The sequence below is a fragment of the Scandinavium sp. M-37 genome, assembly GCF_043558715.1.
In the GTDB taxonomy this organism is placed as follows: Bacteria; Pseudomonadota; Gammaproteobacteria; order Enterobacterales; family Enterobacteriaceae; genus Scandinavium; species Scandinavium vulneris_A.
In genome coordinates this window covers 40,018-55,973 of the sequence record NZ_JBIGIN010000013.1, presented here as the reverse complement: position 1 = coordinate 55,973, position 15,956 = coordinate 40,018, and the positions used below count along the sequence as shown (strand labels likewise).

14 protein-coding genes and 1 pseudogene are annotated in these 15,956 nt (G+C 57.0%); 9 read left to right on the top strand and 6 right to left on the bottom strand.

What is annotated here, in order from left to right; genetic code table 11:
• The first annotated feature begins 90 nt into the window (after positions 1 to 90).
• Positions 91 to 1,398: an alpha/beta hydrolase gene (locus ACG0Z5_RS11495; RefSeq protein ID WP_394447448.1), complete on the top strand. Its 1,308-nt coding sequence runs from the start codon at positions 91 to 93 to the stop codon at positions 1,396 to 1,398.
• Here the strand turns inward: ACG0Z5_RS11495 and ACG0Z5_RS11490 are convergent.
• Together ACG0Z5_RS11490 and ACG0Z5_RS11485 are read right to left on the bottom strand one after the other, a co-directional pair.
• Positions 1,384 to 1,632, bottom strand: coding sequence for a DUF1158 domain-containing protein (locus ACG0Z5_RS11490; protein ID WP_394447446.1), 249 nt, complete (start codon positions 1,630 to 1,632; stop codon positions 1,384 to 1,386). The genes ACG0Z5_RS11495 and ACG0Z5_RS11490 overlap by 15 nt on opposite strands.
• A 79-nt stretch (positions 1,633 to 1,711) precedes the next feature.
• The gene (locus ACG0Z5_RS11485) at positions 1,712 to 2,827 is read right to left on the bottom strand and encodes a YbdK family carboxylate-amine ligase (RefSeq protein WP_394447444.1); all 1,116 of its coding nucleotides are present in this window, start codon (positions 2,825 to 2,827) and stop codon (positions 1,712 to 1,714) included.
• A 50-nt stretch (positions 2,828 to 2,877) separates the two neighbouring features.
• Between ACG0Z5_RS11485 and ACG0Z5_RS11480 the strand changes: the two are divergent.
• A pseudogene (locus ACG0Z5_RS11480) lies at positions 2,878 to 3,024 on the top strand (GNAT family N-acetyltransferase); the annotation flags it as partial.
• Here the strand turns inward: ACG0Z5_RS11480 and entD are convergent.
• Both entD and ACG0Z5_RS11470 read right to left on the bottom strand, forming a co-directional pair.
• A complete protein-coding gene (gene entD / locus ACG0Z5_RS11475) occupies positions 2,995 to 3,657 on the bottom strand; it encodes an enterobactin synthase subunit EntD (RefSeq protein ID WP_394447442.1) in 663 nt (220 codons plus the stop codon). The pseudogene ACG0Z5_RS11480 and the gene entD sit on opposite strands and share 30 nt — an antisense overlap.
• A gap of 41 nt (positions 3,658 to 3,698) precedes the next feature.
• Entirely contained in the window at positions 3,699 to 5,924 is a 2,226-nt protein-coding gene (locus ACG0Z5_RS11470; RefSeq protein WP_394447439.1) for a TonB-dependent siderophore receptor, read from the bottom strand.
• A 162-nt stretch (positions 5,925 to 6,086) separates the two neighbouring features.
• Between ACG0Z5_RS11470 and fes the strand changes: the two genes are divergently transcribed.
• The 5 genes from fes to ACG0Z5_RS11445 all read left to right on the top strand — a co-directional run bounded on the left by fes (position 6,087) and on the right by ACG0Z5_RS11445 (position 12,855).
• The gene (gene fes / locus ACG0Z5_RS11465; RefSeq protein ID WP_394447437.1) at positions 6,087 to 7,298 is read left to right on the top strand and encodes an enterochelin esterase; all 1,212 of its coding nucleotides are present in this window, start codon (positions 6,087 to 6,089) and stop codon (positions 7,296 to 7,298) included.
• Positions 7,299 to 7,324: 26 nt separating this feature from the next.
• Positions 7,325 to 7,540, top strand: a complete 216-nt coding sequence (locus ACG0Z5_RS11460) for an MbtH family protein (protein ID WP_319626883.1) — start codon at positions 7,325 to 7,327, stop codon at positions 7,538 to 7,540.
• Positions 7,533 to 11,399: an enterobactin non-ribosomal peptide synthetase EntF gene (entF, locus tag ACG0Z5_RS11455; RefSeq protein WP_394447435.1), complete on the top strand. Its 3,867-nt coding sequence runs from the start codon at positions 7,533 to 7,535 to the stop codon at positions 11,397 to 11,399. The genes ACG0Z5_RS11460 and entF overlap by 8 nt, the downstream gene beginning before the upstream one ends.
• 137 nt (positions 11,400 to 11,536) lie before the next feature.
• Positions 11,537 to 11,971 (top strand): hypothetical protein, encoded by a 435-nt coding sequence (locus ACG0Z5_RS11450; RefSeq protein ID WP_394447433.1) that lies wholly within the window; start codon positions 11,537 to 11,539, stop codon positions 11,969 to 11,971.
• Between the two features lie 44 nt (positions 11,972 to 12,015).
• Complete coding sequence (locus tag ACG0Z5_RS11445; RefSeq protein WP_394447431.1) at positions 12,016 to 12,855, top strand: DUF817 domain-containing protein; 840 nt, start codon at positions 12,016 to 12,018, stop codon at positions 12,853 to 12,855.
• A 13-nt stretch (positions 12,856 to 12,868) separates the two neighbouring features.
• Here the strand turns inward: ACG0Z5_RS11445 and ACG0Z5_RS11440 are convergent, their stop codons facing one another.
• Positions 12,869 to 13,510, bottom strand: a complete 642-nt coding sequence (locus tag ACG0Z5_RS11440) for a winged helix-turn-helix transcriptional regulator (RefSeq protein WP_394447429.1) — start codon at positions 13,508 to 13,510, stop codon at positions 12,869 to 12,871.
• A 63-nt stretch (positions 13,511 to 13,573) separates the two neighbouring features.
• Complete coding sequence (locus tag ACG0Z5_RS11435; protein WP_394447426.1) at positions 13,574 to 14,239, bottom strand: winged helix-turn-helix transcriptional regulator; 666 nt, start codon at positions 14,237 to 14,239, stop codon at positions 13,574 to 13,576.
• 409 nt (positions 14,240 to 14,648) lie between these two features.
• On the opposite strand from ACG0Z5_RS11435, the gene ACG0Z5_RS11430 reads away from it, so the two are divergent.
• On the top strand, positions 14,649 to 15,176 hold the full coding sequence (locus tag ACG0Z5_RS11430) for a fimbrial protein (protein ID WP_394447424.1): 528 nt from the start codon (positions 14,649 to 14,651) through the stop codon (positions 15,174 to 15,176).
• 86 nt (positions 15,177 to 15,262) lie between these two features.
• Complete coding sequence (locus ACG0Z5_RS11425; protein ID WP_394447422.1) at positions 15,263 to 15,940, top strand: molecular chaperone; 678 nt, start codon at positions 15,263 to 15,265, stop codon at positions 15,938 to 15,940.
• The last annotated feature ends 16 nt before the right edge of the window (positions 15,941 to 15,956 follow it).

The following is a 15,956-nucleotide window of genomic DNA, read 5'->3' as shown; positions in this document are numbered from 1 at the left end:
GAAAAGAATTATCTCGCCATAAAGCGATATTGAAAACCATTCCCATTTGCATTAACGTTGTTAGCCCATTTCTACAGGAATGTAAGCGCAATGAAGATGGCATGGAGTGGTCTGTTACTTGGCCTGAGCACGATCTCCACCGCGGCGGTTGCCAGCGACTCTCCCGCAGTCCAGGAAACGCAAAAGGCAAAATTTGATATCAGCGTTAGCACCCTCGAACCTGCCAGTCCGGTACTGCAACAGCTCGCGAAACAGCTTGCCAGCGGTGCCACCACGGATGCTTTCTGGCAGGCCCGTCAGCAGGAGGGCACGCCGCTGGTGGAACCGTTCGACAGCCATCATAAGCGCGTGACCTTTCTGTGGCGCGGCGCGCAGAAGAACGTTTATCTGATTGGCTCCCCGGCCGGAGAGCAGGATCCACTATTCCGCCTGGCAGGGTCTGACGTCTGGTTTCGCAGCTATGTGGTGCCCGCTGATACCCTGATGCAGTACAAACTGGCTCCCGACGTGCCGCGGGTGAACGGCTCTGCGCGCGAGCAGCAGCGGGCAATAATGCTCAGCGGCCAGGCCGATCCGCTTAATCCAGAGACTCTGCACCCCGGAGACGATCGCAGGAGGCGCTATTCACTGCTGGCGCTGGATCCTGCCCGTTACTGCACGTTAAGCCGCATGAACAAGCCGATCCGTTATGGTCAGTTGACCCGTCATCAACTAGACAGCGATTTTCTCGGCAACACCCGCGAAATCAAAATCTATCGCCCACGCGTGCCGCAGCCCGCGCGCTGGACGCTGCTGCTGTTCGATGGCAAGGAGTATCAGGACGATTATCACGTTGCCAACGTGCTGGACGACCTGATTGCGCGTCACGTGCTGCCGCCGATTAACGTGGTGTTTATTGATGCCCTGGATCACGCCAGACGCAGCGCCGAACTGCCGCCCAATCCGCACTTTGCCGATTTTATGGCTCATGAACTGCTGCCGTGGCTGCATCGTCAGGGGCTGAATATGCAGCGACAGAAAACGGTGCTGGCGGGATCGAGCTATGGCGGGCTGGCGTCCGCGTGGGTCGCACTGCGCTATCCGCGTCTGTTTGGCAACGTGCTGAGTTTATCGGGTTCCTACTGGTGGGCACCAAAAGGTGAAGCGCCGGGCTGGCTGACGCGCGAGTATCAGCAGGCCCCGCGCTATCCGGTGCGTTTCTGGTTGCAGGCAGGCATTTTTGAAACCCGCGGGCCGGGCGGTGGGAATTACCCCAACACGCGGGCATTTGAGCAGGTGCTACGCGAAAAAGGGTATCGCGTCAGCTTCCATTCGTCGTCAAGCGGCCATGATTATGCCGCATGGTGCGAAGCGCTGGTGGACGGCATGCGTGATTTCACCGGCTTAGTCCGCCAATGAAAACCAGCGCCGCCAGATAAAGCGCAGCAGCAAAAATTCCACCGCGCCCAGCAGCAGAAACCAGATGCAAAACAGGATGGTATACAGCTGGTTGAGATCCATCAGATGGAATACGGTCATCAATTTTTGCGCCAACGTCAGCCCCAGGGAAGGGGCGGGCAGCAGCAGGCAGGACAGAAATGCCATCAGCAAAATGCCGCCAGCGGTTATCAGGGATTCAAGCGGATGCTTCATGGTGGTGTTAATCGGCAGTTAAAAAAGACATTGTCCGGGAAACGTCGCCGGGCAGCAACCCTCCCGGCGCGCTTGTGCCTCACGCCGCCCAAATCTCACAATGTTTTTCAACCAACGTAATCAGCGACCCGCCATCGGCGATGAACTCACGCATCCGGTCAGCTTCGCTGTGGCCCTGTTTCACCTGGCGGGCCAGCGCATCAATGGCGCTGCTGGCCTGTAGCGTTTCCGCCCACGGGGCAACGGTCTCCAGCAGGCGCTGAAGGTCGTCGGCAATCGTGCATTGCTCCCCGGAGTGAACGTCGGTCAGCACGCCCGACAGCCCATAGCGGCAGGCCTGGAAGCGGTTGAATTTATACAACAGATAATCGCGCTCCTGATGCTTAAATGGCCGGGTTTCCAGCAGCCAGCTGGCGATGGCCTGAATCAGCCCGGCGATATTCACCGCCTGCGCCAGGGTCAACGGCGTATCCATCACCCGCACTTCCACCGTGCCAAAACGCGGGCTGGGGCGAATATCCCAGTGGATGTCCTTAATGCTGTCGACGGTGTCGGTATAGCTCAGGCGACGGAACAGCCCTTCAAATTCTGACCAGTTAGTGACCCACGGCATCGGCCCCATATCGGGGAAGGCGGAAAACACGTTCAGCCGTGATGAGGAAAATTTGCTGTCCGCGCCCTGCAAATAGGGGGAGGCGGCGTTGAGCGCAATCAGATGCGGCACATAGCGGGAAAGCCCGTGCAGCAGATAAATCGCGTCGTCCCCATTGGTACAGCCGACGTGAACATGCTGGCCAAACACCGTCGCCTGCTGAATGAGATAACCGAATTGCTCCAGGGTCCGCAGATAGCGCTCGTTATCGCACACCTCCTGGCGCTGCCATTTCTGAAACGGGTGGGTGCCCCCGCCACAGATTTGCACATGCTGGTGCGAGGCGGCTTCCAGCACCGCCTGGCGAATGGCCGAAAACTGGCTGCTGGCCTGGTGGATGTCGTGACACACCCCGGTGGCAATCTCCAGCATACTTTCGGTGATATCGTGTTTGACCTCCCCGCCGCTGACCGACTCGCCAAGCAGGGCAATCAGCGCGGAAGAGTCCTGACTGAGGTCGAACCCTGGCGGATTGACGACCTGCAATTCCAGTTCAATGCCGAGAGTGTAGGGTTCGGAAACATGAAAATCGGGTAGCGGCATGGCGATGTCCTGACGTTTTTTTGTCAGTATAGGAGACAAAAATGCACTGTAAAGGCCGAAGCCGGGACAGCGACGTGCTGTCAATTATCGACGTTGAATGGCCCGCGATTGACGCCACGTTGCAGGCCTGGCTGGCGGAGCGTAATGTTGACGCTAATGGGCAGCAGCTACGCCGACTGGAGAGTTTTAGAGAGTAGGGTGATGACCTGGCGGCCGTCTTGCCGCCAGTGAACCTGACACATTTCCCCCGCCAGGGCTGGAGAAAATGCCTCGGCCAGACGGAGCGTTATCTGCCCGGCGTTGAGGGCGATAACCTGTGCCTCGTTAAACCCCGGCAGTTCGCTGGCCGCAAAACTGTAGGCCTTATACAGGCTCTCTTTCGCGCTAAATGCCAGGGTTAACGCCAGCTCAAAGGGCAGGCCGCTGGCTTCCAACACGCGGCGCTCGTCGGGGGTGACAACGCTTCCGACAACCTCATTTGCCATTTCTGGCGTGAAAATAGACTCCAGATCCACCCCAACAGGATGTTTTGCCACCACGGCCAGCGCGGTGGTGCCGCTGTGGCTGATGCTGCCGTAAACATCCTGCGGCCAGAGCGGTTGTCGGCTGTCGCCGATATCCGGGATGTGACGGAGGTTGTGCAGCTGTAGGGCATGAAACGCCGCCAGACGACCGGCGAGATGTTCCGCTTTACGTTTATTGCCTGCGGGCTGAAGTTTGGCGTGATGGGGCAGCCACAAGATATCGGCATCGGTGAAGCTGGCGGGGTCGAAATCAATGCGGTGAAGCGTCAGACCGCCGAGGGAAAAGGTGCTGGGCTGGATGTTCATGGTGATACCCCTCTCCGGTGGGAGAGGGGTTGGCCTCATGCTTAGAAGTGTGTGTTCACGCTCATGTAGTAGGTTCGGCCAGACTCGTTATAGGTCTCGGCGCCTGCGCCGTACATATAGCCCGTCGCGCCGCCGGTGGTCTGGGCGTTGCCCGCGCGCCAATGGCGTTTATCGAACAGGTTGTCGATCCCCGCGGTCAGGCTGACGTATTTATTGGCATCCCAGGTGCCGCTCAGGCCGACAATGCTATACGGGCTAACTTCGTTCAGCTCGCTGCCGGTCGCCGGTTGGCCTTTATAGTTGTACTTCTTCGGCTGCTGCTTGCCGTACCAGGTGAAGGTCGACTGCACGGAGAAGTCCTGATACACCTGCCAGCTCAGGGTCGAGTTGAGGGTGTATTCCGGGATGATCGACAGGCGATCGCCGGTCTCTTTGTTTTTACTTTGCAGCATGTAGGTGATGTTGTTAGTCCAGTTGATGGCCTCGGTCACTGGCACATTCAACGTTCCTTCCAGGCCTTCAACCACCGCTTTCGGCACGTTTTCCCACTGATACAGATCGGTGCCGCTGCCGTTGGTGTACACCGGCGAATAGCCCGCTTCAATCTTATTGCGGTAATCGTTGCGGAACCAGGTTGCCCCCGCCAGCCAGCCGTCGCGTTTGAACTCGAGGCCCACTTCTTTGTTGATGCTGGTTTCGGCTTTCAGGTCCTCATTCCCTTGCAGGTAGCAGCCGCTGGTGCTGGCGTAGCAGCCCTGGCCTTTGCTGTAGAGAATGTAGTTCGGGTTGGTCTGATACAGGCTCGGCGCTTTATAGGCGCGGGCGATGCCCATTTTCAGGGTGAAATCATCCCACAGACCCTGCGACAGGTTCAGCGACGGGCTCCAGTTATCGCCGACGATGCTGTGGTGATCGAAGCGCAGCGCCGGAGTCAGCATGGTGCTGTCGGTGACTTCAATATTGTCTTCCGCGAACAGGGAGAAGATTTCTGCCTGCGAATACGGGCTGCGGTTGGTGCTGCTCACCCCCGGGATCGGGCCGCCCATAAAGGTCTGGGTATTCGAGCCCATATCCTTCATTTTCTGCTGGTTCCACTCGGTGCCCAGCGTCAGCGTTTGGTTGAAGACGAAATCGACCGGGAGGTTGATTTCGCTGTGCAGCAGCACGTCGGACAGGTCGATATCCACAAACTGATTGGAGTTGAAAATCCCTTCGGTGCCGCCCGCCAGGCCTTCGCCTTTACGCGAGTTACGGGTGTGCTCGTACTGCGCCCAGGTGCTGGAGGTGATGCCGTTATCCCAGCCGCCGTTCCAGGTCAGGGAGTAGTTCTGGCGATACAGACGGTTGGTCTCTTTGCCGTAGTTCTCTTTAACGAACGCATTGGTGTTGGTGTTTTGGGTATCCCCGGCGTACAGGTTGTTCTGACGGCTGTAGCCCGCCTCCAGCTCCAGGGACTGCATCGGGGCGAAGTCCCAGCGCATCACGCCGTTAATGTCTTTGTTTTCCACGCCTTCCCGTCCGGCGGGCAGGGTGTTTTGATAAATGCCGGTACGCTCTGACTGATGACCCTGGTTGATGTCCCAGGCGTCGGCCTGCGTTTTGTCGAGGTTACCGTACAGACGGAAGCTGAAATCACCGCCCATCGGGCCGGAGAGGCTGAAGTTGGTGCGCTTGGTTGAGCCTTCGTCTTTATGTTCCGGCAGGTTCATATAGGTATCCCAGGAACCGTGCCACGCGTCGCTGCCTTTTTTGGTGATGATGTTCACCACCCCGCCCGCCGCGCCGTTACCGTAACGCGCCGCCGCCGGGCCGCGAATCACTTCAATACGCTCAATCATCTCTGGCGGCACCCAGCTGGTATCGCCTCGAGTGTCACGCTCGTCGCGCCAGCCCAGACGCACCGAGTTCCGGCTGGTTACCGGTTTACCGTCAATCAGGATCAGGGTGTTTTCCGGGCCCATACCACGAATATCAATCTGGCGGTTGTTGCCGCGCTGACCGCTGGTGGAGTTCCCGGTCAGGTTCACGCCGGGCATGGTACGGATAATTTCGGAGACATCACGGGCCGGAGGGCGTTTACGAATTTCATCGGCGGTGATGGTAGACACGCCCGGTGCCTGCAAGTTTTGCTGAGCGGCGGTGACGACCATGGTTTCGCCCGTCTCTGCCGTCGTCGCCTTTTCGGTCTCTTCTGCGTGCAGAGGGAATGCCACCCCGTAAATACCCAGATTGACCAGTAAGGCCAGGGATTTGAGTTTGTTGTTCATTAGCCAACGTCCTGCTGTATCGAATAAACCCCCTGTCAGAGGTCAGGGGAAGGAAAGTAAAACGCGCGCCAATACGCTATTGCAAATGCAAATAGTTATCAATAATATTATCAATAATTTTTGGGGTGTAACAAAAAATTCCACATACAGCGCGGGGTTAACGTGGCGGAGACGGTAACGACAGGGAGTGCAGCCTGGTGGCAACGCATTGACGGCCCGCAGTGGCGAAGGGAAGGGGCGTTGTGCCACGTCACCTTTTACTGGCGCGACCCGGCCGGAAGCGAGTCCCACTCGGCGATAAAACGTGTGTGGATTTACATCACCGGCGTGACCGATCACCACCAGAACGCGGTGCCGCAGACGCTGTCCCGTCTGCCCGGCACCGACGTCTGGCAGTGGCAAACCCGGTTGCCCGCCAGCTGGCGCGGCAGCTACTGTTTTATTCCCTGCGAGCGTGACGATGATTTTTCCCCGGCGCTGTTTAACGGTGACGCCCCGGACAGGCAGCTGCTGCGCGAAGGCTGGCGAAAGCTGCTCCCGCAGGCGATAGCCGATCCGCTCAATCGCCATAGCTGGCGCGGCGGGCGCGGGCATGCGGTGTCGGCACTTTCACTCCCCGATGCGCCGCTTCAGCCCGGCTGGGATCTGCCTGAGGTGCCGTACAACCCGCCGCTGTGCATTGACTGGCGCAGTCAGCGCCTGGGTAATGTCCGCCGGGTGTGGATTTACACCCCCGGAGACAATGCCTCGCCCGATCGCCCACTGGCGTTGCTGTTGGATGGGCAGTTCTGGGCCGAAAGTATGCCGGTCTGGTCGCCGCTGGCGCGCCTGACCCGCGAAGGCCAGCTTCCCCCGGCGGTCTACGTCTTAATCGATGCCATCGACACCGTTCATCGCAGCGCAGAATTGCCCTGCAATACCGATTTCTGGCAGGCGTTACAGACCGAATTGCTGCCGCAGATCCAGCGCCTCGCCCCGCACAGCGAACACCCTGGGCGCACCCTTGTCGCAGGCCAGAGCTTTGGCGGGATGGCGGCGATGTTTGCCGGACTACGTTTTCCGCAGCGGTTTGGCTGTGTGCTGAGTCAGTCCGGATCCTACTGGTGGCCGACGCGCGGCGATCGTCACGGGGGCGTTATCCCGGCAAAACTTTCTCGCGGTGAATTTTCGCCGCACGGCCTGCGCATCTGGCTGGAAGCCGGGCGGCGCGAGCCGATTATCTTCGAGGCCAATCAGGCACTCTTACAACAATTAGACAAGCACCAGCAGCCGGTTTTCTGGCGTCAGGTTGACGGCGGACACGATGCGCTGTGCTGGCGCGGCGGGCTGACGGCAGGGCTGACAGCGCTCTGGCAGCCGCTGCTCGACGCATAACGCGCACTTTACGACAGGAGTTTGGTATGCAAATCAGTAACCCTTTCGATGATGCGCAAGGGCAGTTTTATATACTGCAAAATGCGCAGCAGCAGTACAGCCTCTGGCCGCAGCAGTGTGCGCTGCCTGAGGGCTGGCAGGTGGTCTGCGAGCCGCAAAGCGCGGACGTCTGCAACGCCTGGCTGGCCGCCCGCTGGACGCTTCTGAATCCTGCTCATTTTGTTGGAGTGCCCCATGACTGAACGTTTACCGCTGGTCGCGGCGCAGCCGGGGATCTGGATGGCGGAACAGCTTTCCACTCTGCCGAACGCCTGGAGCGTGGCCCATTACGTCGAACTCGACGGCGAGATTGATGCCCCGCTTTTACAGCAGGCGATCGCGCTTGGCCTGGGGCAGGCGGATACCCTGCGGATGCACTTTGGCGAAGAGAACGGCGAGCCGTGGCAGAGCCTGGCTGACAGTCTGCCGCCGGGCGTGGCGGCGGTGAACGATCTGCGGCAGGCATCTGACCCGCACGCCGCCGCGATGAACATCATGCAGGCCGATTTAGCACAAAATACCCGCGTCGACAGCGGCAATCCGCTGGTGTGCCATCTGCTACTCCGGGTGGCGGATACCCGCTGGTACTGGTATCAGCGTTATCACCATTTGCTGGTGGATGGCTTCAGTTTCCCGGCCATTACCCGCCAGATAGTCCATATTTACCGCGCCTTACAGCGCCAGGAAACCTTACCTGACTCTCCGTTCACGCCGTTTGCCGAAGTGGTCGAAGAGTATCAGCGCTACCGTGAAAGCGAGGGCTGGACGCGGGACGGTGCGTTCTGGGCTGAACAGCGCCAACAGCTGCCGCCTCCGGCCTCGCTGTCTGCCGCCCCGTTGCCGGGCCGCGCCGCCAGCCCCGATATCTGGCGGCTGAAGCTGGCTGCCTGCCCTCACGCCTTCCGCCAAATTTCAGCCGCAACAGCCTGCCCACGCACCGATTTAGCCCTGGCGCTGGCGGCGCTGTGGCTTGGTCGTCTGTGCCGGCGCAACGACTACGCGGCGGGGTATATCTTCATGCGTCGTCTGGGATCTGCGGCGCTGACCGCCACCGGCCCGGTGCTGAACGTGCTGCCGCTGGCGGTAACGATCGCACCGGAAGAAACCCTGCCGGAGCTGGCGACTCGACTCGGGGCGCAGCTCAAGAAAATGCGCCGCCATCAGCGTTACGACGCCGAACAAATTGTGCGTGATGCAGGCAAGGCGGCAGGAGAAGAGCCGCTGTTTGGCCCGGTGTTTAACATCAAAGTTTTCGATTATCAGCTGGATATCGACGGCGTTCGTGCCACCACCCACACTTTGGCAACCGGGCCGGTGAATGACCTCGAGCTGGCGCTGTTCCCGGATGAAGAGGGGGGCCTGACGATTGAAGTGCTGGCCAATCAGCAGCGCTATGATCGACATGAACTGCAACAGCACGTGGCGCGTCTGCAGGCGTTGCTGGCGCAGTTTGCCGCCAATCCTCAACTTCGCTGCGGCGAGGTGGACCTGGTCTCGGCAGATGAATATCAGCGCCTGGAACAGATTAATGACACCGGAATGATGCTCCCGGACACCACGCTCAGCGCGCTGGTGGCGGCGCAGGCGGAGAAAACGCCGGACGCACCGGCGCTGGCCGATGCCCGCTTACAGTTCAGCTATCGCGAGATGCGCCAACAGGTGGTGGCCCTGGCGAAAGTGCTGCGCGATCGCGGGGTGAAGCCCGGCGACAGCGTGGCGGTGGCGCTTCCCCGTTCGGTATTTTTAACCCTGGCGCTGCACGGGATAGTCGAAGCAGGTGCGGCCTGGCTGCCGCTGGATACCGGCTATCCGGACGATCGCCTGCAGATGATGCTGGAAGATGCCCAGCCTTCGCTGCTGATAACCTCTGACGATCAGCTCAGCCGGTTCCCCGGCATCGAGACCTTCTGTTACGCAGAGCCACTGGCGGTCGACGACGCTGCACCGCTGGCGTTGTCTCGTCCACAGCACACCGCCTATATCATCTTCACCTCCGGCTCAACCGGCCGCCCGAAAGGGGTGATGGTCGGCCAGACGGCGATCGTCAACCGCCTGCTGTGGATGCAGGACCACTATCCGCTGACCGCCGCCGATGTGGTGGCGCAGAAAACGCCGTGCAGTTTTGACGTGTCGGTGTGGGAGTTCTGGTGGCCGTTTATCGCCGGGGCAAAACTGGTGATGGCGGAGCCGGACGCGCACCGCGACCCGCAGGCGTTGCAGCAGTTCTTCGCCGATTTTGGCGTGACCACGACCCATTTTGTGCCATCGATGCTGGCGGCGTTTGTGGCATCGCTCAGCGACGACAATGTCTCGTCATGCCGCACGCTGAAACAGGTGTTCTGTAGCGGCGAAGCGCTGCCGACCGCGCTGTGTCGCGAATGGGAACAGCTCACCGGCGCGCCGTTGCACAATTTATACGGGCCAACGGAAGCGGCGGTGGACGTCAGCTGGTATCCGGCGTTTGGCCCGGAACTGGCAGTGGTGACCGGACACAGCGTGCCGATTGGCTTCCCGGTATGGAATACCGGTTTACGCATTCTGGACGCGCAAATGCGCCCGGTGCCGTTCGGCGTAGCGGGGGATTTATACCTCACCGGCATCCAGCTGGCGCAGGGGTATATGGGCCGTCCTGATCTCACCGCCAGCCGCTTTATCGCCGATCCCTTTGCCCCCGGCGAGCGGATGTATCGCACCGGGGACGTGGCGCGTTGGCTTGCGAATGGCGCGGTCGAATACCTGGGTCGCAGCGACGATCAGCTGAAAATTCGCGGACAGCGTATCGAACTCGGTGAGATTGACCGCATGATGCTCAGCCTGCCGGATGTGGCACAGGCGGTGGCACATGCCTGCGTGCTGAATCAGGCGACGGCCATCGGCGGCGATGCGCGCCAGTTAGTGGGTTACGTGGTGTCTGAATCCGGCCTGCCGCTGAACCGCGATACCTTACTCGAACAGCTGCGCGACAGGTTGCCGCCGCATATGGTGCCGGTCACGCTGCTGCAACTCTCCGCGTTACCGCTGAGCGCCAACGGCAAGCTGGATCGTAAAGCCTTGCCGCTGCCGGATCTGGCGCAAAAAACGCCGGGTCGCGCGGTAGAAAGCAAAACTGAAATCGCGGTGGCGCAGGCGTTTAGCGCCCTGCTCGGGTGTGAAATTCACGATGTCGATGCGGATTTCTTTGCCCTCGGGGGGCACTCCCTGCTGGCGATGCGTCTGGCGGCACAGCTCAGCCGCACTTTTGCTCGCCAGGTCACGCCGGGGCAGGTGATGGTCGCCTCCACGGTGGGCAAACTCAGCCATCTGCTGGACTCGGTGAACGAGGCGCAGGCCCAGCGTCTGGGCTATGAAACGCTGCTGCCGTTACGCGAAAGCAGTGGGCCGACGCTGTGGTGCTTCCATCCGGCGTCGGGTTTTGCCTGGCAGTTTAGCGTCCTGGCCCGCTGGCTGAGCCCGCGCTGGTCGATTACCGGCATTCAGTCGCCGCGCCCGGAAGGGCCGATGGCCAGCGTGGAAAATCTGGACCAGCTTTGCGAGCATCATCTGGCGACGCTGCTGCAACAGCAGCCGCATGGGCCCTATTATCTGTTTGGTTATTCGCTCGGCGGCACGCTGGCGCAGGGCATCGCCGCCCGATTACGTCAGCGCGGCGAAGCGGTGGCGTTTCTCGGCCTGCTCGATACCTGGCCGCCAGAAACGCAGAACTGGTCAGAGAAAGAGGCCAACGGTCTGGATCCAGAGGTGCTGGCGGAAATTAATCGTGAACGCGAGGCGTTTCTGGCGGCCCAGCAGGGGCAGGCTTCAGGCGAGTTGTTCAGCGCGATTGAAGGCAACTACGCCGATGCGGTGCGCCTGTTGACCACTGCGCACAGCGTGGCGTTCGATGGCAAAGCCACGCTGTTCGTGGCCGAAAAAACGCTAATGCCGGGTCAGGATCCGCACCGTGCCTGGGCGCCATGGGTCAACGAACTGGATGTTTATCGCCAGAACTGCGCCCACGTGGACATCATCTCCCCGCAGGCGTTCGAGGCGATTGGTCCGGTGTTGAAGGAAATACTGGGGTAAGTTTCTTTATTCTCACAGGCCGGTAAAACCGGCCTGTGTATCTGTCCTGCGGTCCTTCGTAATTCTCTTTTTCTATGATAAAACCACAGCGGTTTATATTAATAAAATCATGGAATTATTAATTATTGAGGGATTATATGTCAGAGTTGGAAAATATAAATGGAAATGATGAACACAATATTCCAGCCTATAAGTTATTCAGTCTGCCAGGGGTAGTGATTGCCGCTGTTATTGGCAGTGTTCTGGTGGGCGGAATATTGATAGGCATGAATTATCAACGCTTGGGTGAAGTGCATAAAGCGAGGTTGACGTACTGGTTAACGGCCCTGGCTACTCTGGCCGGGGTGTTTGGTGCAATGCTCATGCCGGACGATGGACCGGCCACCCCGTTTGCGGTATCGCTGATTGTCGCTTTAGCTTTTCTCATGAAGCAATTACAGGGGCCTTTTATTGCCAGGCATCTTGAACAAAAAGGGCTGATGGAATCCAACTGGAAAGCCTTGGGCATATCACTCCTGGTGATGATAGGTGCGGTGGTGTTCACCGTCTTCTTTATCGCTATTCTTCGATAACGCTTATGGCACAATGAGCGCTTTCTATCATGGAGTGAACGGAAGTGCTCAATCGTATCGACCCGTTTTTGATGGACCCGCCCGCTACTCGCCTTATCGGCGTCAGGCGCTACGGCCTGGAGTTTCTGTGGTTCGGCATCAAGGAACTGCGCGCCTGTTTGTTCGCGGGGCTGTTTTTTGTGGCGATCTTCTGCGTGCCGCGTACGGGCCTGATGGGCGTCTCGCGTTACGATCTGCTGCTGCTTATTGCGTTAGCCATCCAGTTCACCATGTATTTCACCCGGCTCGAAAGCCTGGACGAAATCAAAGCCATCACCCTGTTTCATCTGCTCGGTTTTGCTCTCGAATTGTTTAAAACCTCCTCGGCCATTGGCTCGTGGAGCTACCCGGAAGCGGGCTGGAGCAAAATAGGCGGGGTGCCGCTGTTCAGCGGATTTATGTACGCGGCGGTAGGCAGCTATCTCATTCAGTGCTGGCGTTTGCTGGATTTGAAAATTCGTCATCATCCGCCGATTCTGCATGCCGTTTTGCTCTCGCTGGCGCTGTATGCCAACTTCTTTACCCATCACTTTATCGGCGACTATCGCGGGTATATTGCCGCCGTTGCGCTGGGGATGTACGCCCGTTCGACGGTCATTTTCACCCCATACGACCGGCCTTATAAAATGCCGCTGCTGGTGGCCTTCGCGCTGATTGGCTTCTTTATCTGGCTGGCGGAAAACATGGGCACCTTCTTCGGCGTATGGCGTTATCCGAATCAGCTGGGGGCGTGGGCGACGGTACATGTCGGCAAATGGGGTTCATGGACGCTGCTGGTGATGATGACCTTCACCATCACGCTGTTCCTGAAGGATATTAAAAAGCGGATCCATGTGGCGCAGTAAGGTGTCGCTTCCCTCAATACTTATCCGGTAAACGGTGAACGGCTTTCAGCACGCCGTCTTCCATCTCGATATACCCGCCCTGTTTCAGCTGCGCGAGCATTTTCATGACCGTGCTGCGTGACAGGCGCGTTCTTTCCAGAATGTATTTTGCTGCAGAGGTGGATTGGCGCAGATTGTCGGGTTCACGCATCAACGCCAGTAGCTGAAATTTCAGCACATCGTAGGAGGTCGGGGCCGTCATGATCACATTGTTTTTAAAAAGGTTGGTAGTGATCTTGGTGATGTGGCCGACTAACAGTTTCCAGGCATTGTTATCTGCAATGATTTCATGGGCGCGTTCCGACCGTAAGGTCGCTATCTTCGCAACACTCAGTGTCTCAAGAAACAGGCCCGACGCATCCGGTATCATGTTGGTAATGCCCATAATATTCGGTGTGGGTAAGGATGAAATAACAAAGTCATCCGTTCTTCTGCCAATTTTGACGAGGCCAGACTGCAGGATGTAGCACATGTTCACGCCATCAATGGAAAAGTACAATTGCGTGCGGGGGGGAACATCCTCAAAAACGACATATGGCGTGAGCACATCGATGAGATCACGCGTTGCCTGAGACTCCGCCAGCGTGGTCATATCTTGCAGGAAAGACTCTTTCATATCAGCACGTATCAGGTTGCAAACTCTTGCTTTAAATTTAGCAACAGAGCGCCTGAGCGTACATCAATACTTCAACGGAATGTTATGGATAGCCAACAGCAACCCTTTGTCGGTGGTGATGTACCCTCCGGTTTTGAGCTGCGCCAGGATTTTCATAATGCTGCTGCGCGATAAAAATGTACGGCTTTGCACATAGTTAGCGATCGTCACGCTGTGACGAATGGCTTCGGGTTCGCTCATTAACTCATAGAGTTGATAACGAATAATATCGTAGGACGACAGTGACGATATTTTGGTGCAGTGATCGTAAACCCGCGTCACGGTATATATCAGCATCTGAGATAAGGATCGCCAAAGGTTATTGTCAGCAATAACCTGATTGGCGACTTCCAGTGGCATCCAACTTACTTCGGAAACTTCATGGGTACGGATAAAAAGATATTCCGGATCCGTCAGTTGCGTACTCATGCCAAAAATAAAAGGTGCAGACTCGGTATTTAACACCATGCCGTCAACGCTGCGGTACAGCGACACGCTACCTTGATGCAACAAAAAACACTTTCTCTTTTCATCATCCATATAGTTAATCGTCTGGCGATCTTTTGTTTCAAAATTGTTAGAAAATGGCGTGAGATGAAAAAGGAGTTTTTCTATTTCAGCAGTGGGTTTTTTATTTCTGAGGTTTTTCTCCTCAGGGAAAAAATGCTTTTGTTGTTCATATACAGTCATTTACATCACTCCATGCACGCATAAGAATATTCTTACGACGTTAATAAGTGGCTGCATTATGGTAAAGAACTTTTATTAAGTGAATAAATGTTGCGGTGTAAAATTACACCAAAAAACACCTTGAGTTTAGTGCGTGTTTTAATGAAAATTGATTCATGCAGTGAATTGGTAGTTGATGACTTAGATTAATTTTGAATGCAAGTCAGTTTTCGTCAGGCGTTCCAGTCTGACAGGCTGAAAGTATTCTTTCAGGGATTAATTTAATTGTTATTCATAAAAACCACACTGTACAACTCAATTGATGAAGCAAGGAAATGTTCAACAGAATGATCAATTACCCTGGTGTAATTGATGGGCGCCGTATTGCCTGAACTCGTTGGCGTTACTTATATAAATAAAGGATATCGTTATGAAAAAGAATTTAATCGCTATGGCTATCGCTGCTACTGCTGTTCTGTCTGCGGCTAACGCATTCGCTGCTGCGGGTCAGGTTAATTTCACCGGTGAAATTATCGATGCAGGTTGCGATGTTATCAACACCGTCGCTAACCCACTGCAGGTTAACCTGGGTCAGGTCGCTAAATCTGAGTTCGTGAGCGCCGGAGATACCGCTGCAGCCACGAGCTTCAACATCCGCTTGACCAACTGCCCGATAACGATTTCTACCGCCAGCATTAAGTTTGACGGCACGGCGGTGGCTGGCGACAACAGCATTCTGCAACTGACTCAGGACTCCGGTGTGGCAACAGGTGTAGGCATTCAGCTCTCTGATGCAAGCGGCATTGTGCCTCTGGCTCAACCGTCTACGGCTTACCCTCTGCAGTCTGGCAGCACCATGAACGATCTGCCGTTTACCGCGCGGTATAAGTCATATACCACCGCCGTTACCGCAGGTCCTGCGAACGCCGTGGCGAACTTCAGCGTCATTTACAACTAATTCTCTGCCCGTCGTGGCAGGCAATGAGTGAACTGGCCGGCGGCGATATTGCCGGCCATTTTTTATCTCCTCGACAGGAAACTAAGATGAAAATTTTTACTGGCTCAATACTGGCTGTACTGCTGGTCACCTCAACTTTAGCCCAGGCGGGTGTCGTCGTCGGCGGGACACGCCTGATTTATGACGGGAGTAAGAAGGAGTCTTCACTGAGCGTCAGTAACCCGGACAAGGTGTCTTATCTGGTGCAGTCCTGGGTTGATACCACCACTGGTGGCGCTGAGAAAGCCCCCTTTATGGTGACGCCTCCGCTGTTTCGTCTCGACGGTGGGCAACAGAACGTGCTGCGCGTGGTTCGCGCGGGCGGTAATTTGCCCAATGACAGGGAGTCGTTGTACTGGATGAACATCAAAGCTATTCCGTCTGCGGAAGTTTCCAGTAACCAGAACACCCTGCAAATTGCGGTCAAAAACCGCATCAAGCTGATTTTCCGCCCGACGGGTCTGAAAGGTGTACCTGAAGATGTGGCAGACAAACTCACCTGGCAGCGCAGCGGCGACAGCCTGCTAATTACCAACCCGACGCCTTTTTATATGAACTTTATGCAAATCAGCGTGGCGGGCAAAGAGGTGAAAAACGTGACCTATGTCGCGCCGCAAAGTACAGCGAAATTTGCGTTGCCCGCAGGCGTCAGCGGCGGCAGCGTGAGCTGGAAAATTATCAGTGATTACGGCGCCGTTGGGCCGGAACACAAAGGTTCTCTGTAATAGGAAAGAACTCCAG

Bases quoted from the DNA above. Each gene is read 5' to 3' on its own strand.
- ACG0Z5_RS11495 (WP_394447448.1), top strand. From the start codon at position 91: ATGAAGATGGCATGGAGTGGTCTGTTACTTGGCCTGAGCACGATCTCC.
- ACG0Z5_RS11490 (WP_394447446.1), bottom strand. From the start codon at position 1,632: ATGAAGCATCCGCTTGAATCCCTGATAACCGCTGGCGGCATTTTGCTG.
- ACG0Z5_RS11485 (WP_394447444.1), bottom strand. From the start codon at position 2,827: ATGCCGCTACCCGATTTTCATGTTTCCGAACCCTACACTCTCGGCATT.
- entD (WP_394447442.1), bottom strand. From the start codon at position 3,657: ATGAACATCCAGCCCAGCACCTTTTCCCTCGGCGGTCTGACGCTTCAC.
- ACG0Z5_RS11470 (WP_394447439.1), bottom strand. From the start codon at position 5,924: ATGAACAACAAACTCAAATCCCTGGCCTTACTGGTCAATCTGGGTATT.
- ACG0Z5_RS11460 (WP_319626883.1), top strand. From the start codon at position 7,325: ATGCAAATCAGTAACCCTTTCGATGATGCGCAAGGGCAGTTTTATATA.
- entF (WP_394447435.1), top strand. From the start codon at position 7,533: ATGACTGAACGTTTACCGCTGGTCGCGGCGCAGCCGGGGATCTGGATG.
- ACG0Z5_RS11450 (WP_394447433.1), top strand. From the start codon at position 11,537: ATGTCAGAGTTGGAAAATATAAATGGAAATGATGAACACAATATTCCA.
- ACG0Z5_RS11440 (WP_394447429.1), bottom strand. From the start codon at position 13,510: ATGAAAGAGTCTTTCCTGCAAGATATGACCACGCTGGCGGAGTCTCAG.
- ACG0Z5_RS11435 (WP_394447426.1), bottom strand. From the start codon at position 14,239: ATGACTGTATATGAACAACAAAAGCATTTTTTCCCTGAGGAGAAAAAC.
- ACG0Z5_RS11430 (WP_394447424.1), top strand. From the start codon at position 14,649: ATGAAAAAGAATTTAATCGCTATGGCTATCGCTGCTACTGCTGTTCTG.
- ACG0Z5_RS11425 (WP_394447422.1), top strand. From the start codon at position 15,263: ATGAAAATTTTTACTGGCTCAATACTGGCTGTACTGCTGGTCACCTCA.